Consider the following 26,074-nt stretch of genomic DNA (forward strand, 5'->3'; position numbering starts at 1 on the left):
TAGCGGCGAGGACGCGCCGAGGAACGACCAACGGATCCTCGTCTGTGGACAACGGCGACCTGTGGACGGCTACCCGATCATGCCGTCGATGTGTTACCGGCCGTCGGGGTGGGGGTCAGCGTGCCTCGGGGTCGAGGCCGAGCGCGGCCCGGCCCCCGTCGACCGGCAGCGTCACGCCGTTGACGAACGAGGCCCGCGTCGACAGCAGGAACGCGACCACGTCGGCCACCTCCGCGGCGCGCCCGATCCGGCCCACCGGGTGCAGCCGGGCCAGCTCGGCCTCCACCCGGTCCGCCCCGGCCGGGTCCAGCCCGGCGAGGAAGGCGGCGTGCCGCTCGGTGTGGATCGAGCCGAGCGCTACCGCGTTGGCCCGGATGCCGTGCGGACCGTAGTCGACCGCCAGCGCCCGGGTCAGCCCCTCCACCGCCGCCTTGGCGGTGGCGTACGGCAACGCGCCGGGGACCGCCCGGCGGCCCTGGTGGGAGGAGACGTTGACGATCGCGCCGCCGCTGCCGGCAGCCAGGAACCGGCGTACGGCGGTGCCGGCGCCGACCACGGCGGGACGCAGGTTGACCGCGATCAGGTCGAACACCTCGCCCGCCGGGGCAGTGTGCAGCGCGGCGTCACGGAAGACGGCGGCGTTGTTGACCCAGCCGGCCAACGGGGCCGCTGCCTCGGCCCGGTCGGCGGCCCGTTCGGTGACCGCCTCGTCGGCGGCGTCCCCGGTCACGGCGCGCAACCGCTCGGTGGCGGGGTGTCCGGCCAGCCAGTCCAGCGCGTCCGCGTCCCGCTCGACGACGACCACGGTGCCGCCGTCGTCGACCAGCCGTTCCACGACGGCCCGCCCCACGCCCCGGCCGCCCCCGGTGACGACGTACGACCGGGCCCTCATCGGACGCACCGGGTGGCGGGCACGGGGCCCGGACACCGGCTCACGGGCGGCGGTGGACGACCACGCAGGCCAGTCCGGGTCCGGCGTGCGCGGCGACCACCGCGCCGGCCTCGCTGACGTACGTGTCGTGCAGCCGGTCGCCCAACCGCTCGGTCAACGCGACCAGCAGCTGGTCGGCGCGCTGCGGGGCGGCGAGGTGGTGCACCCCGAGGTCGACCTCGGCGTCCCCCGCCGCCTCGACCGCCAGGTCGACCAGGCGCGCGACGCCCCGGCTGGCGGTCCGGACCTTGTCCTTCACCACGATCGCGCCGTCCGGCATGTGCATGATCGGCTTGACCGAGAGGGCGGTGCCGAGCAGTGCCTCGGCCGCGTTGATCCGGCCGCCCCGGCGCAGGAACTCCAGCGTGTCGACGTAGAAGAAGATGGTGGTCCGGCCGACCGCGTCCAGCGCCGCCGCACGTACCCCGGTCAGGTCGGCTCCCCCGGCGGCGGCCCTGGCGGCGGCCAGCACCGGGAAGCCGAGGCCCATGCCGGTGGAGCGGCTGTCGACCACGGCGACGCGGTCGCCGACCTCGGCGGCGGCCAGCCGGGCCGCCTCGACGGTGCCGGAGAGTTCGGCGGACAGGTGCACCGAGACCACGCCGTCGGCGCCCTCGGCCAGCAGCGTGCGGTAGACCTGCGCGAACTGCTCCGGGGCGGGGCGGGAGGTGCTCACCGAGACCCGGCGGGCGCTCAGCGCGCGGGTGGCGTCGGCCGGGGAGGTCTCGACGCCCTCCAGCCCTTCGGCGCCGTTGAGCACGACGGTCAGCGGGACGACGGTGAGCCGGTGCGCGCGGACCAGCTCGGGGGGCAGGTAGGCGGTGGAGTCGGTGACGACCGCTACGGGCATGACCGGCACGCTAGCCGATGTGGCGGTGCCGTGCCGGGGCCGGACGCCTCAGACCGCGTCGGTGAGCGCCGGCTGGGTGATCAGCCCGACATTGTGCGCGCGCAGGTGCCAGCCCCGGACCTCGTCGTGGCGCAGCTCGGTCCAGTGGCAGTTGGCCAGCGAGCCGAGGCTGCGCAGCACCGCGTGGTCCCAGCCGAGCAGGTGACCGACGCCCTGCCGGGCCCCGCCGCCGTGGGTGGTCACCACCACGGTGCCGCCGGGAGCCAGGTCGGCCGCGTCGCGGAACGCCGCGCCGAGCCGCTTGCCGAGGTCGTCCAGGTTCTCGATGCCGGCGCCGGGGTCGGGATCGCCGGCCCGCCAGCGGGCGTACTCGTCTCCGAAGCGCTCGGCGACCTCGGTGAGGGCCAGGCCCTGCCACTGGCCGAAGTGCCGCTCGCGCAGCCGGGCGTCGGCGCGGATGGGCAGCCCGGTCACCGCCGCCAGCGCGGCGGCGGTGTCGGCGGCCCGGCGCAGGTCGCTGGCGACGATGGCGTCGGGGCGCAGCGCGGCCAGCACGGGTGCGGCGGCGCGGGCCTGCTCCCGGCCGAGGTCGTTGAGCGGCACGTCGGTCTGGCCCTGGACCCGGCTCTGCGCGTTCCAGTCGGTGTTGCCGTGCCGCCAGATGATCAGGCGGGTCATTCGGCGGTGGCGGTGCCGGCGGCCGAGTCGGCCAGGTCGCGATCCACGAACGGGATCTGCGGGCAGTCCTTCCAGAGCCGGTCGAGCGCGTAGAACTCGCGCTCCTCGGTGTGCTGCACGTGCACCACGATGTCGACGTAGTCGAGCAGCACCCAGCGGCCACCCCGCTCGCCCTCGCGGCGGATCGGCTTGGCCTTCTCCGGCAGCTCCAGCAGGCGCTCCTCGACGGCGTCGACGATGGCGAGCACCTGACGCTCGTTGGGCGCCGAGGCCACCAGGAACGCGTCGGTGATCGCGAGCTGATCGCCCACGTCGATGATGACGATGTCCTGTGCCTTCTTGTCGGCCGCGGCCTGGGCGGCGGCCATCGCCAGCTCGTGCGCGCGTTCGGAAACTGTCACCGTTCTCCTTCGATCAACCGTGCGACCCTCCAAGCCTCTCACACCCGGCGACGCGGCGACTTGGCAGTTCTGGCTGGTTACCGGGGCATACGGGTACGTAACGGGCGGGATCACCGCTGATAGAGCCGCCGTTTGGCGATGTACTGCACCACACCGTCGGGCACCAGGTACCAGACCGGCTCGCCCCGACCCACCCGCGCGCGGCAGTCGGTGGAGGAGATGGCCATGGCGGGAACCTGCACCAGGCTGACCGTGTCCGCCGGGAGGTGCTGGTCGGAGAGCTCGAAACCGGGACGGGTCACCCCGATGAAGTGGGCCAGTTCGAGGACGTCGTCGAGGTCCTTCCAGGAGAGGATCCGCTCCAGGGCGTCCGCGCCGGTGATGAAGAACAACTGCGACTTCGGGCCGTACTCGGCGTGCAGGTCCCGCAGCGTGTCGACGGTGTAGGTGGGGCCACCGCGGTCGATGTCGACCCGGCTCACCTGGAAGCGGGGGTTGGAGGCGGTGGCGATCACGGTCATCAGGTAGCGGTCCTCGGCCGGGCTGACCGGTTCGTCCGCCTTCTGCCACGGCTGTCCGGTCGGCACGAAGACCACCTCGTCCAGGCCGAACCGGTCGGCCACCTCGCTCGCCGCCACCAGGTGACCGTGGTGGATCGGGTCGAACGTGCCGCCCATGATGCCGATCCGCCGGATGTCTTCCTCCACCCCGCGATCGTAGGCCGCGCGACGGCGACCCCCGGGCGGGGTCACCGGGGCCCGTACCGGGCGGGCGCCCCGACCCGCCCGGCACGGGCACCGGTCAGGCGGCCGCGGCGGCCACCGCGGTGCGGGCCACCAGCGCCCGGCGCAGGTCGTCGTCCAGGTCGGTGACCCACCGGCGCAGGCCGGGCGTGAGGTCGTCGCGGGCCAGCAGCGCCGCGGCCAGCTCCCGGGTCGGCTGCGCCACCGCGTAGCGCGGGAACGCGGCGACCGTGACCGAGTCGGCCACCCAGGCGGTACGCAGACGTGCCGCCGCCGGCATGTCGGTGAAGTAGCGCTCGACGTACCCGGCGGTCAACTCGGCCTGTTCGGGCTGCCAGAAGCCCTCGGCGGTCGCCTCGACCAGCCGGTTGGACAGCTCGGTGCTGGTCGTGACGATCTCCCAGGCCGCCCGCTTCGCGTCCGGGTCCGGCAGCGCCGCCCGGCAGGCCGCGGCCTGCTCGGCGCCGGTGGCGCTGCGGTCGGCGGCCGCCTCGGCGTCGATCTCCGCCGCGCCGGCGGCGCCGAGCACCACCAACCGGCGCAGCACCGCCCAGCGCAGGTCGGTGTCGACGGAGAGCCCCGACGGCACCTGCTTGCCGGCCAACCAGTCGGCGAGGAGCCCGGTGTCGGTGGTGGCGGCGATGAACCCCCGCGCCGCGGCGAGCTGACGCGAGCCGCCCGCCGGCGCCGCGGCGAGCAACGCCGCACAGGCGGCGGACACCCGCAGCAACGCGGCGTCGCGGGCCAGTGGGTCGAGGTAGCGGTCGACGAGCCGCCGGGTCAGCAGCAGCACGTCCTCGATGATGGTCACCTCGGTCTCGGCCGGCAGCGCCGCGGCGATCAGGCCGACCAGCGCGGCGGTGGGCCGCTCCCCGTCGGTGACGGCGTCCAGCGCCTCACCCCACAGCAACGCCCGGGCCAGCGGGTCGTCGAGGCCGGGCAGCAGCATCGGCACCGCGTCCGACGAGGCCGGGTCCAGTCGGATCTTGGCGAAGGTCAGGTCGCCGGCGTTGGGCAGCAGCAGGCCGGTGGCCGGCTGCCCGACCAGTTCGGGCACCGGCGTACGGCCGCCGTCGGCGTCCGGGTCGAGGTCGACCTCGAACCGCCGGGCCGGGGCGTCGGCGGTCAGGTGGGCCACGCCGATGCGGTGCGGCCGCAGCACCGGGTGGCTCGGCGGGGCGGTCTGCACCACCGCCACCTCGGTCCACCGGCCGTCGCCGTCCACCGCGGTCTCGATGCGCAGCGTGTTCACCTGCGCCCGACGCAGCCAGCGCTCGGCCCAGCCGGTCAGGTCGCGTCCGCTCGCGGCGCCGAGGCCGGCCAGCAGGTCGGCAAGCGTGGCGTTGTCGAACCGGTGCGCGGCGAAGTGCGCGTTCAGCCCGGCCAGGAAGGCGCCGTCGCCGAGCCAGGCGACGAGCTGGCGCAGCACGCTGGCGCCCTTGGCGTACGAGATGCCGTCGAAGTTGAGCAGCGCCTGGGCGGCGTCGGCCACCTCCTGCGGCGCAACCGGGTGGGTGGACGGACGCTGGTCGGCGGTGTAGCCCCACGCCTTGCGACGGCTCGCGAACGTGGTCCACGCCCGGTCGAACCGGGTCGCCTCGGCGGTGACCCGGGTGCCCAGGTACTCCGCGAACGACTCGTTCAGCCAGAGGTCGTCCCACCAGCGCATGGTGACCAGGTCGCCGAACCACATGTGCGCCATCTCGTGGGCGATGGTGGTGGCGCGCAGCTCGCGCTGGGTGTCGGTGACCGCGGACCGGAAGACGTAGTCGTCGCGCAACGTGACCAGGCCGGGGTTCTCCATGGCGCCGGCGTTGAACTCGGGCACGAACGCCTGGTCGTACTTGCCGAACGGGTAGCGCTCGGCGAAGAGCTGGTGGAAGCGGTCGAGGCACTGCCGGGTGACGGTGAAGATCTCGTCGGCGTCGGCGTCGAGATGCGCGGCGAGCGAGCGCCGGCAGTAGAGGCCGAGCGGGATGCCGTCGTGCTCGGACCGCAGCACGTGCCAGGGCCCGGCGACCAGCGTGACGAAGTAGGTGGCCAGCGGCGCGGTGGGGGCGAACTCCCACCGCCCCGGCGTGGGCCGGTCGGCGAGCTGCCCGTTGGCCGCCACCGTCCACTCCGGCGGCGCGGTGACGGCGAGCGTCACCGGCGCCTTCAGGTCGGGCTGGTCGAACGCCGCGAAGATGCGCGGCGCGTCGTCCAGGAAGGACATGGCGTAGAGGTAGGTCTCGCCGTCGGCCGGGTCGACGAAGCGGTGCAACCCCTCGCCGGTGTTGGAGTAGGCCATCTCGGCCTCGACGGTGAGCGTGTTGCTCGCGGCCAGGCCGGTGAGCGGCAACCGCTCGTCGGACAGCAGGGCCGGGTCGAGGTCGCGGTCGTTGAGACGGGCCCGCAGGAGTCGGCGAGGCTTGACGTCGACGAAGGTCTCGGCGCCGGGGTTGGCCCGGAACCGGATGGTGACGGCGGAGCGGAACCGCTCGGCGTCGCCGGTCAGGTCGAGGTCCACCTGGTAGGACTCGACGGTGATCGACGCGCGGCGCGCGGTCGCCTCTGCACGGGTGAGGCTCGGCATCCGCTTATCCTGCCCGATGAGGTCCGCACGGACCTTCTCGTTACGCGTCGCGATGGAGGAACAACGATGGGTCAGCACCCCAAGGGCGATTTCGACCTCTCTCGGGCGGTGTGGCAGCGCGCGGAGGGAGACACCTCCGAGGGTGCGGTCGAGGTGGCCTTCGTCGACGATCTGATCGGGATGCGCAACTCGGCCGAGCCGGAGGGGCCCGTCCTGGTCTTCACCCAGGCCGAGTGGGACGCCTTCGTGGCGGGCGCCCAGGACGGCGAGTTCGACCTGGACTGAACCCGCGCGGTCAGTCACCGTCACCCCAGCCGAGCCCGCCCGGCCCGGGCGCGTGGTGGAACCCGGGGTGGTCGGCCACGTCGGCGCAGCGCTCGCCGTCGGGCCCGACCGCCCCGCAGAACAACCGCTCGGCCCGGTGCCAGGCGTCGGCCGGGGACAGCGCCGCCGCGCCGAGTGCCAGCTCCGGGCGGAGCAGGCCGAGAGCCTCGGCGTACGCGACGGCCAACTCCCGCGCGACGGCGGGCTCGGCGGCCGCGAATCCGAGGTGCACGGTGAAGAACCGCGGCGGGCGGGGCGCGGGCCGGCGGGGACCGCCGATCAGCGGATCCTCCCGACCGCCGCCCCGCAGCCCGGCGACCGCCCCACGCCGCCGTCGCTCCGCCCTCTCGTCGCGCATCCGGGTCCTCCCCCGTCGTCGGTGACCGCCCACCGGACGCCGTGCCGGCGGGCGCCGGACCGGCGCCCGCCGACCCGCGTTCCGAGCCAACCAGCTTTTCCGCACCCGGGGAGGGGCCAGCGGCCGGCCGCGTGGCCGGCCCCTCCCCCGACCGGCCGGACCTGCGGTAATGGAGGATTCGGCCGCGTCGGCCCGGGTAGGTAGCGCAACGTCGAGCAGGGCCACCGAGCCGGTCAGGAGCCGCCGAGATGAGCACCATGCCGAGCGACCGGAGCCCGGACAGCACGCTGGCCTTCCTGCGCGAGGGCTACCGCTTCGTGGGCGCCCGCTGCGACCGGTTCGGCACCGACGTCTTCCAGACCCGGCTGCTGCTGGAGCCGACGATCTGCCTGCGCGGCCGGGAGGCCGCCGAGCTGTTCTACGACGAGGAGCGGTTCGTCCGGCGCGGCGCCATGCCGATGCGCGGGCAACGCACGCTGACCGGCGTCGGTGGCGTCCAGGGTCTCGACGGCGAGGCGCACCGGGCCCGCAAGGCCATGTTCATGTCGATCATGACACCGGCCGCGATCCGCCGGCTCGGGCAGCTCTTCGACGACGAGTGGCGGGCCCGGATCCCGGCCTGGGCGCAGGACGGCCCAGTCGTGCTCTACGACGAGGTGGGCCGGATCCTCACCAGGGCGGTCTGGGCCTGGGCCGGCGTGCCCCTGGTCGAGGCCGACGTGGCCCGCCGGACCGCCGAGATGCACGCGATGATCGAGGCTCCCGCCGTCCTGGGGCCGAAACACTGGCGCGGGCTGCTCGGCCGGCGCCGGGCCGAACGCTGGGCCGGCGAGCAGGTCGACCGGGTCCGCGCCGGCGCGCTCCCGGCGCCCGAGGGCAGCGCGCTGCGGGTCGTCGCCGAGCACCGGGACGAGCGGGGCACGCCGCTGCCCCGCCGGATCGCGGCGGTGGAGTTGCTCAACGTGCTGCGCCCCACCGTCGCCGTGGACCGGTACGTGGTCTTCGCCGCGCTGGCGTTGCACGACCACCCGCACTGGCGCGACCGGCTGGCCGGTGACGACGCCGCGACCGAGCAGTTCGTGCAGGAGGTACGCCGCTACTACCCGTTCTTCCCGCTCGCCGCCGCGCGCGTGCGTCGCTCGTTCGAGTGGCGGGGGTACGCGTTCCCGCAGGGCCGCCGCGTGCTGCTCGACCTGTACGGCACGAACCACCACCCGCGGATCTGGCCGGAGCCGGAGCGGTTCCGCCCGGAGCGCTTCGCCGGCTGGCGGGACGACCCGTTCGGGCTGGTCCCGCAGGGCGGCGGCGACCACCTCACCGGGCACCGCTGCGCCGGCGAGTGGATCACCATCGAGCTGATGAAGCGGGCGGTGGCCCAGCTGACCGGCACGATGAGCTACCGCGTCCCGCCGCAGGACCTCGCGCTCGACCTCGCGCGGATGCCGACGCTGCCGCCCAGCGGGCTGCTGGTGGACGGGGTGCGTCCGGCCGCCTGAGCGGCGCGTCCGCACCCCCGTCCACGCTCAGGCGGCCTGCGGGTGCAGGACGGTGCGCAGGCAGCCGTCCTCCTTCTTCTCGAAGATCTCGTAGCCCCGTGCCCCCTCCTCCAGCGACATCGGGTGGGTGGCCAGGTAGCCGGGGTCGATCTCGCCGGCCGCGACCCGGTCCAGCAGCATCGGGATGTAGCGCTGCGCGTGCATCTGCCCCATCCGCAGCACCAGCGCCTTGTTCATGGCCGCGCCGAGCGGGAACTTGTCCACCAGACCGCCGTACACCCCGACGATGCTCACCGTGCCGCCCTTGCGGCACGCCATGATCGCCTGCCGGACCGACGTCGGACGGTCGCTCTGCAGCCGTACCGTCTGCTTGGCCTTGTCGTACGCGTAGGCCGGGCCGACGTCGTGCGACTCCATGCCGACCGCCTCGATGCAGGCGTCCGGGCCGCGGCCGGCGGTCAGCTCGCGCAGCGCCTCCAGCACGTCGGTCTCCGCGTAGTTGATCGTCCCCACGCCGAGGCGCCGGGCCGCGGTGTCGAGCCGCTCCGGCAGCCGGTCGATGACCACGACCCGCTCGGCGCCGAGGATCTGCGCGGACCGGGCGGCCATCTGGCCGACGCCGCCGGCGCCCCAGACCGCCACCACCTCGCCGCCCTTGAGGGCGCAGAAGTCGGCCGCCATCCAGCCGGTCGGCATGGCGTCGGAGGCGAACACCACCGAGTCGTCCGGCACGCCGTCCGGCACGGTGAAGGCGCCGACGTCGCCGAACGGCACCCGGATGTACTCGGCGTGGCTGCCCGAGTAGCCACCGGCCGCGTGCGAGTAGCCGAGGATGCCGGCCGGCGAGTGGCCCCACAGCTTCTCGGTGAAGACCGGCTGGGGGTTGGAGTTGTCGCAGAGCGAGTACTGCTCGGTGCGGCAGTACCAGCAGCTGCCGCAGGCCACCACGGAGCCGACCACGACCCGGTCGCCGACGGAGATCCGCCGGACCTCGGGGCCAACCTCCACCACCTCGCCCATGAACTCGTGGCCGAGCACGTCCCCCTCGCGCATCGCCGGCAGGTAGCCGTTGATCAGGTGCAGGTCGGAGCCGCAGACGCTGCTGGCCCGGACCTTGACGATGATGTCGCCGGCCGACCGGACGGTCGGTTCCGGCACGTCGCGCACGGCGAGCTTGCCGACGCCCTCCCAGCACAGCGCCCTCACGGCCGTCCTCCCACGATCAGCTTCTCGCGTACCTTGTCCGTCGCCCGCTCCTGGCGCGGGCTGCGCCCCGACGGGTCGTGCCGGGTGTCCAGCACCTGACCGGTCTCGACGAGCGACTTGATCCGGCGCAACGCGGTGCGCAGCGCCAAGTCCGGCTCGTTCCCGCCGACCAGGCCGACGGCCCGGCGCAGCGGGCCGGAGCGCCACCGCAGCTCGGCGCGGATCTCGGTGCCCCGGTCCTGGGGCGCGGCGACCAGCTCGACCCGGCCCCGCTGGGCCACCGGCCCGTCGGTCACCCGCCAGCTGAACCGGCCCGGGCCCTCGACGGTGATCTCGGCCCGCCACTCGGTGCCGCCGCCGGCCGGGTCCGCGGCCACGCAGCGCCACCGGTTGTCGTCGAACTGCTCCAGGGTGGCCCACTCGGCCAGGCCCCGGTCGAGCCGTTCCCGGTCGGTCCAGAAGCCGATCACCGCGTCGACCGGCCGGTCGACCGTGATGCCCCGGCGCACCACGTACCAGCCGTCCTCCCGGTCGGGTTGGTGTCGGTGCCGGCGCCGGGCCACCGTCCGGGTGATCCCGAGCGCCGTCAGCGCGGCGGCGCCGGCCAGCGCCCACCTCGTTCCGTTGCTGCTCATCACGTCTCCTCCACCTCGGACGACTCGCCCGCCCGTATCCGGCTGCGCTACCCGGCCCAGGGCGGCCGAAACGGTTTCAGGAGCCGCATTCCGGGCACCCGGCTGATCCCTCTCGGGACGGGAGACGACGTGACGGACACCGCTGCGCACCCGCGCCGACCGGACCGGACCGACGTGCGGTCCGCGCCGGTCCGGCTGCCGATGGCGTACGTCCTGCCGGTGCGCGCCCACGACGACCGGGGTCTGGACGAGCTGACCGGCTACCTGCGCGAGCTGAGCCGATGGGTCGACGTGGTGGCGGTCGACGGGTCCGCGCCGGCGCTGTTCGCCCGCCACGCCGCCGCCTGGCGGGGGCTGGTCCGGCACGTTCCGCCCGATCCGGCGCTGCGCGGGCGCAACGGCAAGGTGCTCGGGGTGCTCACCGGGGTGGCGCTGGCCCGGCACGAGCACGTGGTGGTCGCCGACGACGACGTCCGCTACGACCTGCCGGCGCTGTGCGCCGTGCACGACCTGCTCGACCGGGTGGACCTGGTCCGGCCGCAGAACCACTTCGACCCGCTGCCCTGGCACGCCTGGTGGGACACCGGAAGGACACTGCTGGCCCGGGCGTTCGGCGGGGACTGGCCGGGCACCCTGGCGGTGTGCCGGAGCACGTTCCTGGCCATGGGCGGCTACGACCCGGACGTGCTCTTCGAGAACCTGGAGCTGGTCCGGACAGTCCGGGCGTACGGGGGCAGCGAGGCCGCCCCCGCCTGGCTGTACGTGCGGCGACTCCCGCCCGCCGCCGGGCACTTCCTCGGGCAGCGCGTGCGCCAGGCGTACGACGAGACGGCCCGACCGGCGTGGCTGCTGGCCGCGCTGGCGGTGCTGCCTGCGACGGCGGTCGCGCTCGCCGCCCGGCGGCCGGGGCTGCTGCTGCGGGCCGGGCTGGTCACCGTGGCGGTGGCGGAGGTCGGCCGGCGCCGGGCCGGCGGCGCCCAGGTCTTCCCGGCGCACACGACGCTCGCCGCGCCGGTCTGGCTGCTGGAACGGGGCGTGTGCGCGTGGCTCGCGGTCGGCCGGCGGCTGCGCGGCGGGGTGCCCTACGCGGACAGCCGCTTGCGGGTGGCGGCCCACTCCACCCGGACGTTGCGCCGGCGGTCGGCGCGGCGGCGCCCGGACGACCTGGTGCTCTGGGTGGAGAACGGGGCCGCGCCGCGTTGACGACATCGACGAGACAGGCGGGGGCCCCTCCCGTCGCCTGGGCGACAGGAAGGACCCCCGCCTGACGCGGGAGCTTCCGTCAGGAGCGCGCCTGGTGGGCGCTCTCCCGCACGTCCTGCGCGGCGCTGCGGCCGTCGTCCTTGACCGCCTGGGCGGCCTCCTGCGCGGTGGACCGCACCGACTCGGCGGCGTGCTGCGCCGGCTCGCGCAGTTCCTCCCTGAGCTCCCCGGCGACCTCGCCGAGCTTCTCCTTGACCACGCCGCCGTGCTCGGTCGCCTTCTCCTTGACCTGCGCGGCGAGCTGCTGCTCCCGCCGGGTGGCCGGGATGAGCGAGGAGACCAGCATGCCCACACCGAAGGCGATCACGCCGGCGGCGATCGGGTTGCCCTCGGACTTCTGCCGCACCACCTGGGGCGCGCGGTGCGCGGCGTCGCTCACCGCGGAGGCGGCGGAGTGGGCCTTGTCGCCCACCGTGGACGCCGTCGAGGAGGCGTGGTCGCCCACCGAGTGGGCGGCGTGGCCGGTGCTGTGGCCGAGGTCGGAAGCGGTTCCCATCACCTTGTCCTTCACGTTCGTCAGCGCGCTGCGCACGCGCTGCTTGCGGTCGTCGACGATGCGGCCCGGGCTGACCTTGTACGCCAGGGCGTCCACGTCCGAGCTGAGGTTGTTGCGGGTGGCTTCGATCTCCCGGCGGATCTGGTCGGGATCGGTGCTCATCGGGTGACTCCCTCCGGGTGCGGCTTGAGTGCGTCGGGGATGCGCTGCACGCTGTCGTTGGTCTGCTTCAGGCCACGGATCTGCTCGGCGTTCCGCTTCGCCTTCGAGTAGAGGACGGCGGCGACCACGGCCCAGATCACGGCCACGATCAGCGCGGCCAGACCGGAGTCCATGACGTTGTCGAGGAACTGCCACACCGCGATGGAGACGAAGAGCGCCACCATGTAGCCGCCGAAGCCGGCGCCGCCGTAGAAGCCGGCGGCCTTGCCCGCCTTCCTGCCCTCCTGGCGGATCTCGGCCTTGGCCAGCTCGACCTCCTGTCGCATCAGCGTGGACAGGTCGCCGGTGACCTGGCTCATCAGCTCACCGATCGAGCTGCTCCGCACCTCGTCGGCGTGGTGCGGCGCGCCCGTCGCCTGGTAGCCGGGGTCCTGCGTCGGCACGGTCATGCCGTGGTCTCCCTTCTGCCGGTCCGGCCGCTCACGGGCGGGGAGCGCCGGTCGACGGCACGCCCGGCAGCGGGTCGGTCTGGCTCGGCGGCGGCAGCGGCTGGCCGGTGCCGCCGGCCGGGTCGGCCCAGGTGTTCGGCGCGCCGCCACCCGGGTAGGCCGCGCCGGGCGCGGAGTAGCCCGGGTCCGGCTCGGCGTAGCTGCCCGGCGTCGGGTCGAGGTAGCCGCCCGGCGGGGTCTGGGCGGGCACGGTCGGCGTGGTCGGGAGGACCGCGGTGCGGTCCGGGTCGTACCCCGGCCGCACGCCACCGTCGTCGTTGCCGACAGCGGCGATGTTCCGGGTGAGCCGGCCCGCGACCACGCCGAGCAGCGCGGCGCCGACCAGGAACGTGCCCGGGTTGCGGCGGGCGTAGCCCTTCACCTCGTTGAGCAGGTCGCCCGGCTCACGCTGCTCCAGCCAGCCGGCGACGCCGTGCACCCGCTCGGCCGCCTGGTGGGCCAGCTCGGTGACCGGGCCGGAGCCGCCGCCCTGCTGCGCCATCGAGCGCATCTCGTCGGCCAGCGACCGCAGGCCGCTGGCGGCGCGCTGCTGCTGCTGGCCGGCCTGGGAGGTGACCTGGTTGCGGGCCTCGCCGTAGAGGTCGCGGGCCTGCCGCTTGGCCTCGCCCACCACCTCCCGGCCCTGCTGCTTGGCGGTCTGGGCGACCGCGCCACCGGCGCCTGCGGCGTCGGAGCCGACCTGCCGGGCCTGGTCGCGCACGCCGCCGCCGTTCGTCGACTCGTACGTGGCGGACGTGGGGGAAAGATCGTGAGTCATGGTGTCCCTTCCGCTCGTGCGTTCCTCGCGGTTGTCTTCGGGGGGTCACGCGAATTGCTTTCCGCGTGACAAGGGCCCTACCCCCGGTCGTCGGGTCCATGCCTGATTCGTCATTTCTCTGCGGAACCGACCCGCCCCGGTCACAGAATGGGGTGCCTGCCCGCCCGGGCGGCGTGGGCTCACGGGGGTGACAGGGATGGCACGTGACGTGCGCGGACGTCCGTCGGCCCGGCCGGCGGTGCAGAAGGTGGCGCTCGCGGCGGCGGCCGTCTTCACGCTGATCGGCGTGCTCGGCTTCGTGCCCGGCGTCACCACCCACTACGGGGACCTGGCGTTCGCCGGGCACCACTCGGAGGCGAAACTGTTCGGCCTGTTCCAGGTGTCGGTGCTGCACAACCTGCTGCACCTGCTGTTCGGGCTGGTCGGCCTGGTGATGGCGCGGCGGCTGGCCGGCGCGCGGGTGTTCCTGGCCGGCGGCGGCGCGCTCTACCTGGTGCTGTGGCTCTACGGCTTCGTCATCGACCGGGAGACCTCCGCGAACGTCATCCCGCTCAACGACGCCGACAACTGGCTGCACCTGTTCCTCGGCTTCGGCATGCTCGCCTCGGGCCTGCTGCTGAACAACGAGATGGGCACCGGCAGCCGTCTGGACACCCCGATCGACCGGCCCTGACCAGGGGCGACACGCCGAGCCGGCGTTTGTCGGGCATCCACCGGGGGCAGGAGGGCCACCACGGGTGGCACACCCGGCGGGACGAGGAGGTCCGGCTATGCCACGGTGGTTGCGGAACAATGCGCTCTCGGTCGCCATGTTCGGCGCGTTCCTGGTCTTCCTGCTGTTGCAGAGCGTCTTCGGCTGGCAGGTGCACAACGAGGAGCTGAGCCGGTACGGCGTCGCGCCGCTGAGCTGGTCGGCTTACCTGGGCACCGGGCACTTCGCCGAGGCGGTGTTCGAGAACTGGGAGTCGGAGTTCCTCCAGATGGGCGGCTACGTGCTGCTCACCGCGTACCTGGTGCAGAAGGGCTCGGCCGAGTCGAAGCCGGAGGGGCAGACCGACCGTCCGGAGGACAACCGCGACCACGCCCGTCCCGACTCGCCGTGGCCGGTCCGGGTCGGCGGGTTGCCCCTCGTGGTCTACCGGAACAGCCTCTCCATCGCGCTGCTGATGATCTTCACCGGTTCGTTCCTGGGCCACCTCGTCGGCGGGGTGGCGGCCTACAACCAGGAGCAGGCGCTGGAGAGTGGCGCCGCCCCGATCACCGCCTGGCAGTTCCTCGGCACCAGCGACTTCTGGTTCCAGTCCATGCAGAACTGGCAGAGCGAGTTCCTGGCCGTGGGTGTGCTGATCCTGCTCAGCATCGTGCTCCGCCAGCACGCGAGCCCCGAGTCCAAGCCGGTCACCGCGGCGCACGCCGAGACCAGCGCCTGACCTCGCGGGTCAGGCGGCGACCGGGAGCTGCTTGGCGAAGCAGACGCTGTACGGGTTGTCGACGTACTCGCCGTAGACCGGAACGGGCTGGTAGCCGCTGGAGCGGTAGAGCGCGATCGCGGCCGGCAGGTAGGTGCCCGTCTCCAGGCACACCGTGCGGTGCCCGTGCCGGAACGCCAACTCCTCCAGCGCGCCCAGCAACTGCCGGGCGATGCCCCGCCCCCGGTACGCCGGTCGCACGTACATCCGCTTCAGCTCGCCGGTGTCGGCGTCGAGCGCCTGCAGGCCGCCGCAGCCGACCGCCCGGCCACCCACCACCACGGCGAGGTAGCGGATGTCGCCGTGCACGACGGTGACCTGCCCGTCCAACCCGCCGTCGGCGTCGCGCAGCTCACGCTGCTGCGCGACGACGAGCGCGGCGATCTCCGGATCGGTGGCGGGTCGGGATTCGATCAGCATCCGGCCACGGTAGGTCGGCCGGATTTCGCGGAGGTTTCCCGCCACCGACCCCGAAACGGCTACTCGGAGTCCGGTTCCGCCGGCGCGGGGGCCGCCTCGATCTCGTCCTCCGGCCGTACCCGGCGGGCCTTGCGCGCGGCCAGCCGGTCGGACGCCGAGGGGCGGTTCGACTTCTCCTCCAGGCGCACGTCGGTGCCCCGGTTGCCGGGAACGAAGTCGACGCCGGCGTAGAGCGTCGGCTGCCAGTCGAACTCGCGCTCGCCGATGCGCACCAGGTCACCGGCCTGCGCGCCGGCCTTGGCCAGCTTCTCCTCCACGCCGAGGCGGGCCAGCCGGTCGGCCAGGTAGCCCACGGCCTCGTCGTTGTCGAAGTTCGTCTGCTTGACCCAGCGCTCCGGCCGGCTGCCCCGGACGGTGTAGGAGCCGTCCACCTCGGCCTCGATGGTGAAGCCGGCGTCGTCGACCGCCTTCGGCCGGATCACGATCCGGGTCGGCTCGGCCGGCGGGGCGGCGCGGCGGCCCTCCTCCACCAGCTCGGCCATCGCGTAGGTCAGCTCGCGCAGCCCCTCACGGGTCGCGGTGGAGACGTCGAAGACGCGGAAGCCGCGGGCCTCCAGGTCAGGGCGGACGATGTCGGCGAGGTCCTTGCCGTCCGGCACGTCGACCTTGTTCAGCGCGACCAGCCGGGGCCGGTCGGCGAGTCCGCCGTACTGGGACAGCTCCAACTCGATGGCGTCGATGTCGGCGAGCGGGTCGCGACCCGGCTCCAGCGTCGCCGTGTCGACCACGTGCACCAGCACCGCGCAGCGCTCGACGTGGCGGAGGAACTCCAGGCCCAGGCCCTTGCCGGTGGCCGCGCCCGGGATCAGGCCGGGCACGTCGGCGACGGTGAAGGTGTGGTTGTCCACCCGCACCACGCCCAGGTTCGGCACCAGCGTGGTGAACGGGTAGTCGGCGATCTTCGGCTTGGCCGCCGAGATCACCGAGATCAGCGAGGACTTGCCGGCCGACGGGAACCCGACCAGGCCGACGTCGGCGACGCTCTTCAGCTCCAGCACCACGTCGAGCTTGTCGCCGGGCTCACCCAGCTCGGCGAAGCCGGGCGCCTTGCGGCGGGCGTTGGCCAGCGAGGCGTTGCCCCGTCCGCCCCGGCCGCCACGGGCCGCCTCGAAGGTGGTGCCCACCCCGACCAGGTCGGCCAGCACCTCGCCGTCGAGACTCTGCACCACGGTGCCGTTGGGCACCTTGATGACCAGATCGCGGCCGTTGGCGCCGTCCCGGTTCGAGCCGGCCCCGCCCTTGCCGTTCTCGGCCTTCAGGTGCGGCCGGAAGTGGAAGTCGAGCAGCGTGGTGACCTGCGCGTCGACCACCAGCGACACGCTGCCGCCGTGGCCGCCGTTGCCGCCGTCCGGGCCGCCGAAGGGCTTGAACTTCTCCCGGTGGATCGAGACACAGCCGTGCCCGCCGTCGCCGGCCTGCATGTGCAGGACGACCCGGTCAACGAACGTCGTCACGACGCCAATCCTTCCAGCGGGGTCCGCCCCGCACGTGGAAAAGCGAAGCGGGCCGGGACCCGAGGTCCGCGGCCCGCTTCGCCTTCGAACTACTGCTGCGGCACGATGCTGACGGTCTTGCGACCGCGCTTGGTGCCGAACTGCACGGAACCGGCGGCGAGGGCGAACAGCGTGTCGTCGCCGCCACGGCCGACCAGGTCACCGGGGTGGAACTTGGTGCCACGCTGACGGATGAGGATCTCACCCGCGCTGACGACCTGACCACCGAAGCGCTTCACGCCGAGCCGCTGGGCCGCGGAGTCACGACCGTTACGCGAGCTGGACGCACCCTTTTTGTGAGCCATTGGAGGACGACCTACTTCCCGCTGTTGGAGATGCCGGTCACCTTGATCTGGGTCAGCGGCTGCCGGTGACCCTGACGCTTGTGGTAGCCGGTCTTGTTCTTGAACTTGTGGATCCGGATCTTCGGGCCCTTGGTGTGCGCGGCGATCTCGCCGGACACCGCGACCTTGGCAAGCTTCGCCGCGTCGGTCACCAGGTCGTCACCGTCGACGAGGAGCACCGCGGTGAGCTTCACCGCGTCACCGGGGGCACCGGTGAGCTTCTCGACCTCGATCACGTCGCCCTCGGCGACCTTGTACTGCTTGCCGCCGGTCTTGACGATCGCGTACATCGGAGGCGGACTCCCTGTCGTTGAGGCTACTGGCGTCTTCACCGACCGTCACCGGCCGGTCGTTCCCACGGCGTCTCGCCGGGAGCCGTGACACCGGCGGCGCGGGCACGCGGGAACTCGGCACACCAAAGTGCGCCGCAGGCAAGCGTACGCCATACCCGGCCCGCCGCCCAAACCGGGCCCGCCGATCAGGCCGGGCAGAGCTGGTCGAGGCGCCCCTGGAGTCGGTCGAACTCCGTCTCGTCGATCGCCCGCACGTCCGTGCCGAGCCCGCCCACCTCGGTGGCCAGGTCCGCCAGCAGGGTCCGCAGCCGCGGGTCGGTGGCCCGCCCCGACTGCTCCCGCAGCACGTCCCGCCAACCCGCCAGCGCGGCCTCCGCGTCCCGTTCGGCGGCGTCCGCCCGGCTCCGGTCCCCGGTGCCGCCCGCCCGCAGCATCTCCGCCAGCTTGAACACGTACGTCTGCACCGCCGTGGAGCCGGCCTGCTTGGCCCGGGCGCAGACACCGGCGTCGCCGGTCGCGGTCGGAGCCGGAGCGGGCGAGGTGGCGGCCGGGGCCGGCGAGGCGAAGCCGACCGCGAAGGGGTCGTCCCTCCGGTCGGCGCAGCCCGCGCCCGCCAGCAGCAGTCCGGTCAGCGCGGTGACCACGAACACCCGACGCATGGGTCCTCCCTCCGGGGCGAGCCGGCCCGACCGGGGGTCGACGGGGAAACGGCAGGGCCCCTGCTCGGCACTCTGTTGCCGGAGCGGGGGCCCTGTCAAACGCCACGCAGGTCAGCGGCTCACGGCCGGGTACGTCGCCGGGCGCCGCCACGGCGGGACCGCCGCCGCGAGGTGCCGCCCTCGGCGCCCTCGTCGTCGCTCTCCCCGTCACCGATCGCGTCCGGGTCGTCGGCCGCGGCCAGCCGGGCCGAGTCGCCCTCCTGGCTGTCCGCGACCGCCGGGGCGGCCGGCGTGTCCGTCTCGAACCGGGACAGGTCGTAACCCTGGGTGTCGTAGTAGTCGTCGTCGGTGGACTCGACCACCTCGGCGACGGTCCGCTCCGGCGCGGCCGGCGACTCGGCGGGCGGCTCCGGAGCGGCCTCCGCGGCCGGCTTCTCCGCGGCGGCCTTGCGGCCCCGGCGACGGCTCTTCTCCTCGACCGGCGCGGTGGCGACCGCCGAGGCGACCGCCTTGACCTTGTCCCCCGCGCCACCGCCGCGCGGCTTCTCCGGCACCGGCTCGGTGTGGATGATCACACCCCGGCCCTTGCAGCACTCGCAGGTCTCGCTGAACGCCTCCAGCAGGCCCGCGCCGATCCGCTTGCGGGTCATCTGGACCAGGCCGAGCGAGGTGATCTCGGTGACCTGGTGCTTCGTGCGGTCCCGGCCGAGGCACTCGGTGAGCCGGCGCAGCACCAGCTCCCGGTTCGACTCCAGGACCATGTCGATGAAGTCGATCACCACGATGCCACCGAGGTCACGCAGCCGCAGCTGGCGCACGATCTCCTCGGCCGCCTCCAGGTTGTTGCGGGTGACCGTCTCCTCCAGGTTGCCACCGGAGCCGGTGTACTTGCCGGTGTTGACGTCCACGACCGTCATCGCCTCGGTCCGGTCGATCACCAACGAACCGCCGGAGGGGAGGAACACCTTGCGGTCCAGGCCCTTGAGGATCTGCTCGTCGATCCGGTACTCGGCGAACACGTCGGCGACGCCGACGTGCCGGCGCAGCCGCGCCACCAGGTCGGGCGAGACGTGCGACAGGTACGACTCGACCACGTCGTACGCCGGCTCACCCTCGATCACCAGCTCGCGGAAGTCCTCGTTGAAGAGGTCCCGCACCACCCGGATGACCAGGTCCGGCTCCTCGTAGAGCAGCACCGGGGCGCCGCCGGAGGCCGCCTTGGCCTGGATGTCCTCCCACTGCGCCTGGAGGCGCTTGACGTCGCGGGCCAGCTCGTCCTCGCTGGCGCCCTCGGCCGCGGTCCGGACGATCACCCCGGCGCCGTCCGGCACCAGCTTCTTCAGCACGTCCCGCAGGCGCTTGCGCTCGGTGTCCGGCAGCTTGCGGCTGATCCCGGAGGCGTTGCCGTTGGGCACATAGACCAGGTGCCGGCCGGAGAGCGCGATGTGGCTGGTCAGCCGGGCGCCCTTGTGTCCGATCGGGTCCTTGGTCACCTGCACCAGCACCGAGTCGCCGGAGCGCAGCGCCTGCTCGATCGAGCGTGCCCGGCCCTCCAGGCCGGTGGCGTCCCAGTTGACCTCGCCGGCGTACAGGACGGCGTTGCGGCCGCGCCCGATGTCGACGAACGCCGCCTCCATGCTGGGCAGGACGTTCTGCACCTTGCCCAGGTAGACGTTGCCGGCCATGGTGCCGGACGAGTTGCGGGTGACGTAGTGCTCGACCAGCACGCCGTCCTCGAGCACGGCGATCTGGGTACGGTCGCCGCGCTGGCGGACCACCATCACCCGGTCGACCGCCTCGCGGCGGGCCAGGAACTCCGACTCGCTCAGGATCGGCGGCCGGGTGCGCCGCTGCTCGCGACCGTCCCGCCGACGCTGCCGCTTGGCCTCCAGCCGCGTCGAGCCGGATACGCCCTGCACCTCGTCGACCGGCTTGCGCGGCTCACGGATCTTGACGACGGTGGGCACGCCGTCCTCGGTGGCGGTCTCCGCCTCGCCCGCGCCCCGACGACGGCGGCGACGACGGCGACGGGTCATCCCCTCGCCCTCCGCCTCCTCGTCCTCGGCGGCCTCCTCGGCCTCGGCCGTCTCCGCCGTACCGGACTCCTCGACGTCCTCGTCCTCGGACTCCTCGGCGCCGCCCTTGCCCCGGCCCCGGCCGCGACGACCGCGGCGACGACGGCGACGGGCCGCGGCGGCCTCGTCGTCCTCGTCGATCTCCTCGGCCTCGGCGGCCTCCTCCTCGGCGGCCTCGACCTCGACCTCGGCCTCGACCGGCTCGGCCTCCCGGCGGCCACGCCGCCGGCGCCGACCGGTCTCGGCCGGCTCCTCCACCGGTTCCTCGGCGACCGGGTACGTGACCCGGACGGCGGGTACCTCGTCGGGCTGCGGGGGCATGAACAGGACGGTCGGCGCGCTGAGCGCGGCCCGACGACGGCGGCCGGTGGTCGGCCGCTCCTCGGCCAGCGCCTCGGCCGGCTCCTCGGCGGCGCCCGGAACGGCGGCCCCGGTCGACACCGCGCCGGTGGCGTCCGACAGCCCACCGGCCCGGGCCAGCGTGGCCTCGTCGGTGCGGGGCAGCGCGGCCTCGTCCGGGGTGGGCTCGTCCTCGGCGTCCTCGCCGATCGCGTCCTCCTCGGCGGCGAGGGCGGCCCGGCCCTCGGCGATCTCACCCGCGCTCCCGGGAGCCGAGACCGGCCCGTCGACCACGGCGTCGGGCTGCGGCTCGGCCACCGCGTGCGGCTCCACCGCCGGCCCGACGGCCTCGGCGGGCGCCTCGGTCGGCGACTCGACCGCGGGCGCGGCCTCCGCCGCGGGCGGCGTGGTCTTGCGACGACGGGTACGGGTCACCTTGACCGGCGGCACGACCTCGGCCGAGGTGGCCTCTACCCCGGCAGCCGCCACCGGCTCCTCGACCGCCTTCGCCGGGGTCGCCTTGCGGCGCCGGCGGGTGGTCTTCGGCGCGGTGTCCAACTCCCCCGCCACCGGCGCGAACACCTCGGCCTGCGGCGACTCGCCGCTGCCCACGGCCGCGGCGGACGCCTCGACCGGCGCGTCGGTCTGCTCCGGCTGGTTGAGCGGGGCCGCCTTGCGGCGGGTGGCCCGCTTGCGGGCCGGCGGCTTCGCCTCGGCGGTGCCGTCCGTGGTGGCGGTGCTGTCGGTGGTCGCGGCGGACGCCTCGGCCGGCTCTGCGCCGGTCCGTTCGCCGCCCTCGGGCTCGTTCTCGAGCATGGACGTTCTCCAGTTCTGGCTGCCCCGGGCGCGGTTGAGCGCTGCCACGCAGGGTTGCCGCAAAGGTGTTTCCGCCGGGCGCGCAGGTGCGCGACCGCCGAAGTCTGCCTGCCAGAGCGCTGACCGTCGGTCAGTGCTCTCCGATGGCTGCCCCGTCGCGATCCGCGTCCAACGGATCGACGATCTCGCCCTGCGCGGTCAGCGTGCCCTGCGCCAGCCGGATCACCTTCGGGGTGACCGGCGGCTCCAGGTCGGCCACCACGCGGAGGCCGGAAAGGACGTCATCGGGCCGTACGGACGGGGTGACCTGCCGCACGACCAGTTCGAGTATCGCACATGGCGCCGCCGCCGCCCCGGAAGGCGTCTCAGACGACGTCGCCGCATCGATGGCGATCACCGCAGCGCGGGCGTCGAACGTCCGCCGGCCCTGCTTGGTCATCCGCTCGACCTGGATCTCCTCCGCGGCGGTGAACGCCGCCACGGCCGCGCCGAGCACGCTCGGCTCCACCTCGGGCAGCTCGATCCGCCAGCGCGACGCCTCGATCCGGTCGGCCAGGCTGCCGCCGGTGGCCTCGACCGCGTCGAGCACGTCGAGCCCGGGTGAGAGCGCGGCGTCCAGGGCGGTCCGCAGCGCCGCCGGATCGACCGGCTCCCGCAGCCCGATCTCGAGGTATTCGGCCTCACTGGCCACGCCGGTCGGCGCCGCGGAGGCGTAGGAGATCTTCGGGTGCGGGGTGAAACCCTGGGAGAAGGCGATCGGTACGCCGGCCCGGCGCAACGCGCGCTCGAAGGCCCGGGCGAAGTCCCGGTGCGAGGTGAACCGCAGCGGCCCCCGCTTGGCGTACCGGATGCGGACCCGCTGGACGACGGGGGCCTGGCCGCCCTCGGGTTGAGGCTTTCTGGCGATCGTGAACTCCTCGGCTGTGCCTGCGTGTCCGCCCCATCCTGGCGCAGCCCCGGCCGCACCCCGCGACCGGGGCCACCACACCCCGGGTCAAACCCCCCCGAACCCTCCCACCCCCGCCCCCGGCGTCCGGCCTCCGGCGTCCGGCCTCCGTCCCCCACTCCCGGCGTCGATCATGAGGTTGGCGGCGAAGTGGATCTCCATTGGTGCCGTCAACCTCATGATCGACGCGGGAGGGGTGGGCGGGAGGTGGGGTGGGGTGGGGGCGGGGTGCGGGGTGCGGGGGTCAGCGGGGGGTGTCCGGCGGGGTGGGGCCGGGGGCGGCGGGCGGTGGGGCCCACGGGTTCTGGCCGGGTGGGAACTGCTGCCCGTGAGCCGGCTGCGGGTGGGCGTCCGGACCCGGCTGGGCGTAGGGGCCAGGCCGGGGGTACTGCCCGGGCTGAGGGTGGGTGCCCGGAGCGGAGTGGGTGCCGGGCAGGGCGTAGCCGGCCGACGGGGCGGCCGGGTGACCGGCCGGGACCGGCGGGCCGTGCCCGCCGCCGCCCATCCGGTCGAGCACCTCGTCCGGAATGTCACCCGCCCGGGCCAGCTCACGACGGTGCCGGCGCCGGTTCCAGATCAGGAACCCCACCAGTGCCAGCAGCACCACCAGCGCCACCGCGATGCCGATCCCGACGACCATCACCTGCTGGTCGGTGGGTCCGCCGCGGTCGCCGTACTTGGTCACGTCGAAGTTGTCGTCCTCGGCCGCGGCCGGTGGCGCGGCCGCGCTGGGCGCGGCCGCGGCGGCGCCGAGCAACGGGTTCGCCGACACCGACGGGACGTCGGCGGTCAGCGCCGCCACCGGGTCGATCCGACCGAACCCGAACCGCGGATCGCGGCCGGGCGGGCCGGCGTCCCGCGCGGTACGGATGATCCGGTTGATCACGTCGGGCGCGGAGAGCTTCGGGTACTTCGACCGGATCAGCGCCGCGACGCCGGCCACGATGGCGCTGGAGTCGGAGGTGCCGTCGCCCCAGCCGTAACCCCGGTCCCGGCCGATGTTGTAGACCTCGTCCCCGGGCGCGGCGATCACCGCCTCCGGGCCCTGCGCCGAGCCGTTCCAGAAGCCGCCGCCCTGGCTGGTGCCGGTCACCGCGATCACGCCGGGGTACCGGGCCGGCGCGGTGACATCCGGGCCGAGCTGCCTGACGTTGCCGACCGCGGAAACGACGACCACGTCATGGTCCAGGGCGTACTGGACCGCGGCCTGCTCATTCTCGTCGGAGGCTCCGGCGTGCCCGTAGGACAGGTTGATCACCTTCGCGCCGCCGTCGACGGCCATCCGGATGCCGGTCGCGGAGTCCTCAACGGTGAACGAGTCGCCGGGCGGCTTGCGGATGGGCAGGATCCGAGCGTCCGGCGCGATGCCGTCCACTCCGGCGCCGTTGGCCGCGATGATCCCGGCCATGTGGGTGCCGTGGCCGTCCGGATCGCGCCGGCCGTCGCCGGTGTCGCGGGTGCTCGCCCCGCGCAGCACCCGGCCGCGCAGGTCCGGGTGGCCGGCGTCGACGCCGGTGTCCACCACCCCGACCACCACACCCCGACCGGTGGAGATCTGGTGCGCCCGGTCGATCCGCAGCTCGTCCAGGTACCACTGCTCGGCCCGGCGCGGCGCGGCGGCCGCCGGCTGGGCGGCCCCCAGCACCATCAGACCGGCCAGCACCCCGGCCGCCACCGGCCGGAGCGCGCCGACGTTGACCCTCATCCGCCCGTCCTCATCGCAGGATGCCCGGGGTCGCGCCGTCACCGGCGCCCCACGGATCGTCGTCCTCGGTCAACCACGACGAGTGCTCGCCACCGCCGCCACCGTGCCCGGCGCCGCCGTGCCCGCCCATCATGCCGCCGCCCATCATCCCGGCGCCGGCCGTGCCGCCGCGGGCGCCGCCCGCGCCCATGCCGCCCGCGCCGGTGGCGCTGCGCAACGCGTTGGCCGCGCTGGTCAGCGGCGGGACCTTGCCGTTGCCGCCGCCCACCATGCCGGGCAGCGCGCCCACACCCATCCCGCCGGCCGCGCCGAGGCCGCCGCCACCGATGCCGCCGGCGGAGCCGAGACCGGCCCCACCGCCGCCGAAGCCGCCACCGGCACCGCCGCTCAGCCCGCCACCGGCGCCGCCGAAGCCGCTGCCCGGGCCGCCGGCCGTGATGGTGCCCGGACCGCCCGCGCCGGCCAGGCCGGTGCCGTAGTCGTGGTCGCCGGAGCCCGGGTAGCCACTGCCGGAACCGGGAATGCCGCCGGTGACCGGCGGGGTGTACGAGCCGGAACCACCGCCGAGGTCGGAGCCGCCGCCGATGGTCGGCGGGGGCGTGAACGAGCCGCCACCACCTCCGCCGCCGGCGCCACCGCCGATGCCGGTGCTGCCGAGCGAGGGCATCTTGCCGCCGGCACCGCCGCCACCACCACCTCCACCACCGGGCAGGCCGGTGTCCGGCACTCCGGACGGGGGAACCCGGGTGTCCGGACGGTAGCCGTCCGAGTGGCCCCCGGGATCGGGTACGGCCAGCTTGGGGCGCTCGGTCTCCACGGCGACCGGCAGGGGCGACATCGCCTTGTTGGCCGCCTCCTGGTTGTCCCGGTACCAGTTGTCCAGATGCGACTTCGTGTCCCACCAGCCGCCACGTTTCTGGTCGCCGGCGTTGCCGTCGACCTTCATGGTGGCTTCCAGGTCGTCGGCCTTGTCGCGGAACGCGCCGTCGGCGTAGAGCGCCTGGTTGGCCTGGTAGTCCTTACGCAGCGCGGCGAGGAAACCGGACTGGCTCTCGCCGTCGCGGGCGTCGTCCAGCTCGGTGCCGCCGGGCAGGCTCCACTCGTTCCAGCCGAAGTCGTCCATCAACGGGATCGGGATGCTGGCCACCGCGGTGCGGATGTCGCCCTCGATCCGCGACAGCGCGCCGCTGACGCCGCTGGCGTGCGTGATCAGCTCCTCGATGTCCTTGCCGATGGTGGTCAGGTGCTCGCGGTAGGCGTCGCCGCCGCTGCCCTTCCACCCGGCCAGCAGGCCGGGCAGCCCGCCGCTGTGCGGGCGCTCCTGACCGGGCGCGATCGGGCCGACGAACGAGCGCCCGACCAGCGAGTCGCGCAGGTAGCCGAGCGCGGTGGAGAGATTGCTCCAGCCCGCCCCCACGGACCCGACGGTCTCCGGGTCCGCCGACAGCGTCACCTCACGGACGCAGCGCTCCCAGGTGCCTCCTGCCATGACCGTCTCCCCCTCAGGCCGTGTACGGGTAGGTGGGCTGCTGCCCGGCCTCCGGCGGCGGCGCCGCGGACTCCAGCAACCGCTCGATCTGCTTGCCGTTGGCGGCGTTGCGGGCCTCCGCGTCGCGGAACGCCTTCGCGATGTCCTCGGTGCCCTGCTTGAGGCCGGCCAACTTGCGGGAGATGTCCTTCAGGTGGGCCTCCATGTTGGCCGTGGACTTCGTCAGCGCCGCCCACTGCATCCGGGCGTCCTCGTACGCGCCGAACGGCGTGCCGTTGGCGACCGTCTGGGCGTTCGTGCCGTCGCCCTTCATCCGCTCCTTGATGCGCTCCATCTCGTAGCCGATGGTGTCGTCGACGTACTGCTTGAGGCGCTCGACGTATTCCGCGGCGGCGTCCAGGTCCTCGACGCTGACGTGCAGATCGCCGGTGTCCGGCGGCGTGATGCCCATGCTGCTGTCCTCCCCGCTACCGGCCCCCGGCCGGTCCAATACGGACGCAGCGTATCGAGGATGCACCACTGCGGGCACCCCCACCCCGGGGCGGCGCGCGGTTGCCGCGAAAGACGACGGAGCGCGGGAAC

General features: G+C 74.2%; 27 protein-coding genes. 5 read left to right on the forward strand and 22 right to left on the reverse strand.

The window, feature by feature from the left end:
* Positions 1-115: 115 nt before the first annotated feature.
* From COO58_RS21530 to pepN, 6 genes are all read right to left on the reverse strand, one after another.
* Positions 116-892, reverse strand: coding sequence for an SDR family NAD(P)-dependent oxidoreductase (locus COO58_RS21530; RefSeq protein WP_098746958.1), 777 nt, complete (start codon positions 890-892; stop codon positions 116-118).
* Positions 893-932: 40 nt separating this feature from the next.
* Positions 933-1,781, reverse strand: coding sequence for a DegV family protein (locus tag COO58_RS21535; protein WP_098747358.1), 849 nt, complete (start codon positions 1,779-1,781; stop codon positions 933-935).
* A gap of 48 nt (positions 1,782-1,829) precedes the next feature.
* Positions 1,830-2,459 carry a histidine phosphatase family protein gene (locus COO58_RS21540; protein ID WP_091571963.1) on the reverse strand — a complete coding sequence of 210 codons (630 nt, stop codon included), beginning with the start codon at positions 2,457-2,459 and terminating at the stop codon, positions 1,830-1,832.
* The gene (rsfS, locus tag COO58_RS21545; RefSeq protein ID WP_091571960.1) at positions 2,456-2,860 is read right to left on the reverse strand and encodes a ribosome silencing factor; all 405 of its coding nucleotides are present in this window, start codon (positions 2,858-2,860) and stop codon (positions 2,456-2,458) included. Before rsfS ends, COO58_RS21540 begins: the two co-directional genes overlap by 4 nt.
* Positions 2,861-2,970: 110 nt before the next feature.
* Entirely contained in the window at positions 2,971-3,567 is a 597-nt protein-coding gene (nadD, locus tag COO58_RS21550; RefSeq protein ID WP_091571955.1) for a nicotinate-nucleotide adenylyltransferase, read from the reverse strand.
* 94 nt (positions 3,568-3,661) lie between these two features.
* Positions 3,662-6,178 (reverse strand): aminopeptidase N, encoded by a 2,517-nt coding sequence (gene pepN / locus COO58_RS21555; RefSeq protein WP_098746959.1) that lies wholly within the window; start codon positions 6,176-6,178, stop codon positions 3,662-3,664.
* Between the two features lie 66 nt (positions 6,179-6,244).
* Here pepN and COO58_RS21560 point away from each other — a divergent pair, with 66 nt between their 5' ends.
* Complete coding sequence (locus COO58_RS21560) at positions 6,245-6,463, forward strand: DUF397 domain-containing protein (RefSeq protein ID WP_089158060.1); 219 nt, start codon at positions 6,245-6,247, stop codon at positions 6,461-6,463.
* A gap of 10 nt (positions 6,464-6,473) precedes the next feature.
* Here the strand turns inward: COO58_RS21560 and COO58_RS21565 are convergent, their stop codons facing one another.
* Positions 6,474-6,860: a hypothetical protein gene (locus COO58_RS21565; protein ID WP_091571948.1), complete on the reverse strand. Its 387-nt coding sequence runs from the start codon at positions 6,858-6,860 to the stop codon at positions 6,474-6,476.
* A gap of 248 nt (positions 6,861-7,108) precedes the next feature.
* Here COO58_RS21565 and COO58_RS21570 point away from each other — a divergent pair, with 248 nt between their 5' ends.
* Positions 7,109-8,356: a cytochrome P450 gene (locus tag COO58_RS21570; protein WP_091571943.1), complete on the forward strand. Its 1,248-nt coding sequence runs from the start codon at positions 7,109-7,111 to the stop codon at positions 8,354-8,356.
* 27 nt (positions 8,357-8,383) lie between these two features.
* Here the strand turns inward: COO58_RS21570 and COO58_RS21575 are convergent, their stop codons facing one another.
* Complete coding sequence (locus COO58_RS21575) at positions 8,384-9,562, reverse strand: zinc-dependent alcohol dehydrogenase (protein ID WP_098746961.1); 1,179 nt, start codon at positions 9,560-9,562, stop codon at positions 8,384-8,386.
* A complete protein-coding gene (locus COO58_RS21580) occupies positions 9,559-10,197 on the reverse strand; it encodes a cyclase (RefSeq protein ID WP_098746963.1) in 639 nt (212 codons plus the stop codon). Before COO58_RS21580 ends, COO58_RS21575 begins: the two co-directional genes overlap by 4 nt.
* Before the next feature lie 129 nt (positions 10,198-10,326).
* Between COO58_RS21580 and COO58_RS21585 the strand changes: the two genes are divergently transcribed.
* Positions 10,327-11,400: a glycosyltransferase family 2 protein gene (locus COO58_RS21585; RefSeq protein ID WP_255292743.1), complete on the forward strand. Its 1,074-nt coding sequence runs from the start codon at positions 10,327-10,329 to the stop codon at positions 11,398-11,400.
* Between the two features lie 79 nt (positions 11,401-11,479).
* Here the strand turns inward: COO58_RS21585 and COO58_RS21590 are convergent, their stop codons facing one another.
* The 3 genes from COO58_RS21590 to COO58_RS21600 are packed head-to-tail and all read right to left on the reverse strand — an operon-like array spanning position 11,480 to position 13,384.
* On the reverse strand, positions 11,480-12,118 hold the full coding sequence (locus COO58_RS21590; RefSeq protein ID WP_091571930.1) for a DUF3618 domain-containing protein: 639 nt from the start codon (positions 12,116-12,118) through the stop codon (positions 11,480-11,482).
* Positions 12,115-12,567, reverse strand: coding sequence for a phage holin family protein (locus COO58_RS21595; protein ID WP_091571926.1), 453 nt, complete (start codon positions 12,565-12,567; stop codon positions 12,115-12,117). Before COO58_RS21595 ends, COO58_RS21590 begins: the two co-directional genes overlap by 4 nt.
* A gap of 31 nt (positions 12,568-12,598) precedes the next feature.
* Positions 12,599-13,384 carry a hypothetical protein gene (locus COO58_RS21600; RefSeq protein ID WP_091571923.1) on the reverse strand — a complete coding sequence of 262 codons (786 nt, stop codon included), beginning with the start codon at positions 13,382-13,384 and terminating at the stop codon, positions 12,599-12,601.
* A 196-nt stretch (positions 13,385-13,580) separates the two neighbouring features.
* Between COO58_RS21600 and COO58_RS21605 the strand changes: the two genes are divergently transcribed.
* Together COO58_RS21605 and COO58_RS21610 are read left to right on the forward strand one after the other, a co-directional pair.
* Positions 13,581-14,057 (forward strand): DUF4383 domain-containing protein, encoded by a 477-nt coding sequence (locus COO58_RS21605; protein WP_091571918.1) that lies wholly within the window; start codon positions 13,581-13,583, stop codon positions 14,055-14,057.
* Positions 14,058-14,154: 97 nt separating this feature from the next.
* Positions 14,155-14,814 (forward strand): DUF6766 family protein, encoded by a 660-nt coding sequence (locus COO58_RS21610; protein ID WP_098746965.1) that lies wholly within the window; start codon positions 14,155-14,157, stop codon positions 14,812-14,814.
* Positions 14,815-14,823: 9 nt separating this feature from the next.
* Here the strand turns inward: COO58_RS21610 and COO58_RS21615 are convergent, their stop codons facing one another.
* The 10 genes from COO58_RS21615 to COO58_RS21660 all read right to left on the reverse strand — a co-directional run bounded on the left by COO58_RS21615 (position 14,824) and on the right by COO58_RS21660 (position 25,943).
* Positions 14,824-15,273 (reverse strand): GNAT family N-acetyltransferase, encoded by a 450-nt coding sequence (locus COO58_RS21615; RefSeq protein ID WP_091571913.1) that lies wholly within the window; start codon positions 15,271-15,273, stop codon positions 14,824-14,826.
* 59 nt (positions 15,274-15,332) lie between these two features.
* Positions 15,333-16,787 (reverse strand): GTPase ObgE, encoded by a 1,455-nt coding sequence (obgE, locus tag COO58_RS21620; RefSeq protein ID WP_091571909.1) that lies wholly within the window; start codon positions 16,785-16,787, stop codon positions 15,333-15,335.
* Positions 16,788-16,876: 89 nt separating this feature from the next.
* Positions 16,877-17,131: a 50S ribosomal protein L27 gene (gene rpmA / locus COO58_RS21625; protein ID WP_013288010.1), complete on the reverse strand. Its 255-nt coding sequence runs from the start codon at positions 17,129-17,131 to the stop codon at positions 16,877-16,879.
* 11 nt (positions 17,132-17,142) lie between these two features.
* Positions 17,143-17,460, reverse strand: a complete 318-nt coding sequence (gene rplU / locus COO58_RS21630) for a 50S ribosomal protein L21 (RefSeq protein WP_091072401.1) — start codon at positions 17,458-17,460, stop codon at positions 17,143-17,145.
* A gap of 188 nt (positions 17,461-17,648) precedes the next feature.
* The gene (locus tag COO58_RS21635) at positions 17,649-18,122 is read right to left on the reverse strand and encodes a hypothetical protein (protein ID WP_091571906.1); all 474 of its coding nucleotides are present in this window, start codon (positions 18,120-18,122) and stop codon (positions 17,649-17,651) included.
* A 119-nt stretch (positions 18,123-18,241) separates the two neighbouring features.
* Positions 18,242-21,352, reverse strand: a complete 3,111-nt coding sequence (locus tag COO58_RS21640; RefSeq protein WP_091571902.1) for an Rne/Rng family ribonuclease — start codon at positions 21,350-21,352, stop codon at positions 18,242-18,244.
* Positions 21,353-21,482: 130 nt separating this feature from the next.
* Positions 21,483-22,202: a TIGR03936 family radical SAM-associated protein gene (locus COO58_RS21645; RefSeq protein WP_091577067.1), complete on the reverse strand. Its 720-nt coding sequence runs from the start codon at positions 22,200-22,202 to the stop codon at positions 21,483-21,485.
* A gap of 340 nt (positions 22,203-22,542) precedes the next feature.
* Positions 22,543-24,003, reverse strand: coding sequence for a type VII secretion-associated serine protease mycosin (gene mycP, locus COO58_RS21650; RefSeq protein WP_091571898.1), 1,461 nt, complete (start codon positions 24,001-24,003; stop codon positions 22,543-22,545).
* Between the two features lie 10 nt (positions 24,004-24,013).
* Entirely contained in the window at positions 24,014-25,492 is a 1,479-nt protein-coding gene (locus COO58_RS21655) for a hypothetical protein (protein ID WP_091571895.1), read from the reverse strand.
* A gap of 13 nt (positions 25,493-25,505) precedes the next feature.
* Positions 25,506-25,943 (reverse strand): hypothetical protein, encoded by a 438-nt coding sequence (locus tag COO58_RS21660; RefSeq protein WP_091571890.1) that lies wholly within the window; start codon positions 25,941-25,943, stop codon positions 25,506-25,508.
* Positions 25,944-26,074 lie beyond the last annotated feature (131 nt).

Origin of the sequence: Micromonospora sp. WMMA1996 (assembly GCF_002573675.1) — a bacterium.
GTDB classification, from domain to species: Bacteria; Actinomycetota; Actinomycetes; order Mycobacteriales; family Micromonosporaceae; genus Micromonospora; species Micromonospora sediminicola.

Bases quoted from the DNA above. Each gene is read 5' to 3' on its own strand.
- COO58_RS21530 (WP_098746958.1), bottom strand. From the start codon at position 892: ATGAGGGCCCGGTCGTACGTCGTCACCGGGGGCGGCCGGGGCGTGGGG.
- COO58_RS21535 (WP_098747358.1), bottom strand. From the start codon at position 1,781: ATGCCCGTAGCGGTCGTCACCGACTCCACCGCCTACCTGCCCCCCGAG.
- COO58_RS21540 (WP_091571963.1), bottom strand. From the start codon at position 2,459: ATGACCCGCCTGATCATCTGGCGGCACGGCAACACCGACTGGAACGCG.
- pepN (WP_098746959.1), bottom strand. From the start codon at position 6,178: ATGCCGAGCCTCACCCGTGCAGAGGCGACCGCGCGCCGCGCGTCGATC.
- COO58_RS21560 (WP_089158060.1), top strand. From the start codon at position 6,245: ATGGGTCAGCACCCCAAGGGCGATTTCGACCTCTCTCGGGCGGTGTGG.
- COO58_RS21565 (WP_091571948.1), bottom strand. From the start codon at position 6,860: ATGCGCGACGAGAGGGCGGAGCGACGGCGGCGTGGGGCGGTCGCCGGG.
- COO58_RS21570 (WP_091571943.1), top strand. From the start codon at position 7,109: ATGAGCACCATGCCGAGCGACCGGAGCCCGGACAGCACGCTGGCCTTC.
- COO58_RS21580 (WP_098746963.1), bottom strand. From the start codon at position 10,197: ATGAGCAGCAACGGAACGAGGTGGGCGCTGGCCGGCGCCGCCGCGCTG.
- COO58_RS21590 (WP_091571930.1), bottom strand. From the start codon at position 12,118: ATGAGCACCGATCCCGACCAGATCCGCCGGGAGATCGAAGCCACCCGC.
- COO58_RS21595 (WP_091571926.1), bottom strand. From the start codon at position 12,567: ATGACCGTGCCGACGCAGGACCCCGGCTACCAGGCGACGGGCGCGCCG.
- COO58_RS21600 (WP_091571923.1), bottom strand. From the start codon at position 13,384: ATGACTCACGATCTTTCCCCCACGTCCGCCACGTACGAGTCGACGAAC.
- COO58_RS21605 (WP_091571918.1), top strand. From the start codon at position 13,581: ATGGCACGTGACGTGCGCGGACGTCCGTCGGCCCGGCCGGCGGTGCAG.
- COO58_RS21610 (WP_098746965.1), top strand. From the start codon at position 14,155: ATGCCACGGTGGTTGCGGAACAATGCGCTCTCGGTCGCCATGTTCGGC.
- COO58_RS21615 (WP_091571913.1), bottom strand. From the start codon at position 15,273: ATGCTGATCGAATCCCGACCCGCCACCGATCCGGAGATCGCCGCGCTC.
- rpmA (WP_013288010.1), bottom strand. From the start codon at position 17,131: ATGGCTCACAAAAAGGGTGCGTCCAGCTCGCGTAACGGTCGTGACTCC.
- rplU (WP_091072401.1), bottom strand. From the start codon at position 17,460: ATGTACGCGATCGTCAAGACCGGCGGCAAGCAGTACAAGGTCGCCGAG.
- COO58_RS21635 (WP_091571906.1), bottom strand. From the start codon at position 18,122: ATGCGTCGGGTGTTCGTGGTCACCGCGCTGACCGGACTGCTGCTGGCG.
- COO58_RS21640 (WP_091571902.1), bottom strand. From the start codon at position 21,352: ATGCTCGAGAACGAGCCCGAGGGCGGCGAACGGACCGGCGCAGAGCCG.
- mycP (WP_091571898.1), bottom strand. From the start codon at position 24,003: ATGAGGGTCAACGTCGGCGCGCTCCGGCCGGTGGCGGCCGGGGTGCTG.
- COO58_RS21655 (WP_091571895.1), bottom strand. From the start codon at position 25,492: ATGGCAGGAGGCACCTGGGAGCGCTGCGTCCGTGAGGTGACGCTGTCG.
- COO58_RS21660 (WP_091571890.1), bottom strand. From the start codon at position 25,943: ATGGGCATCACGCCGCCGGACACCGGCGATCTGCACGTCAGCGTCGAG.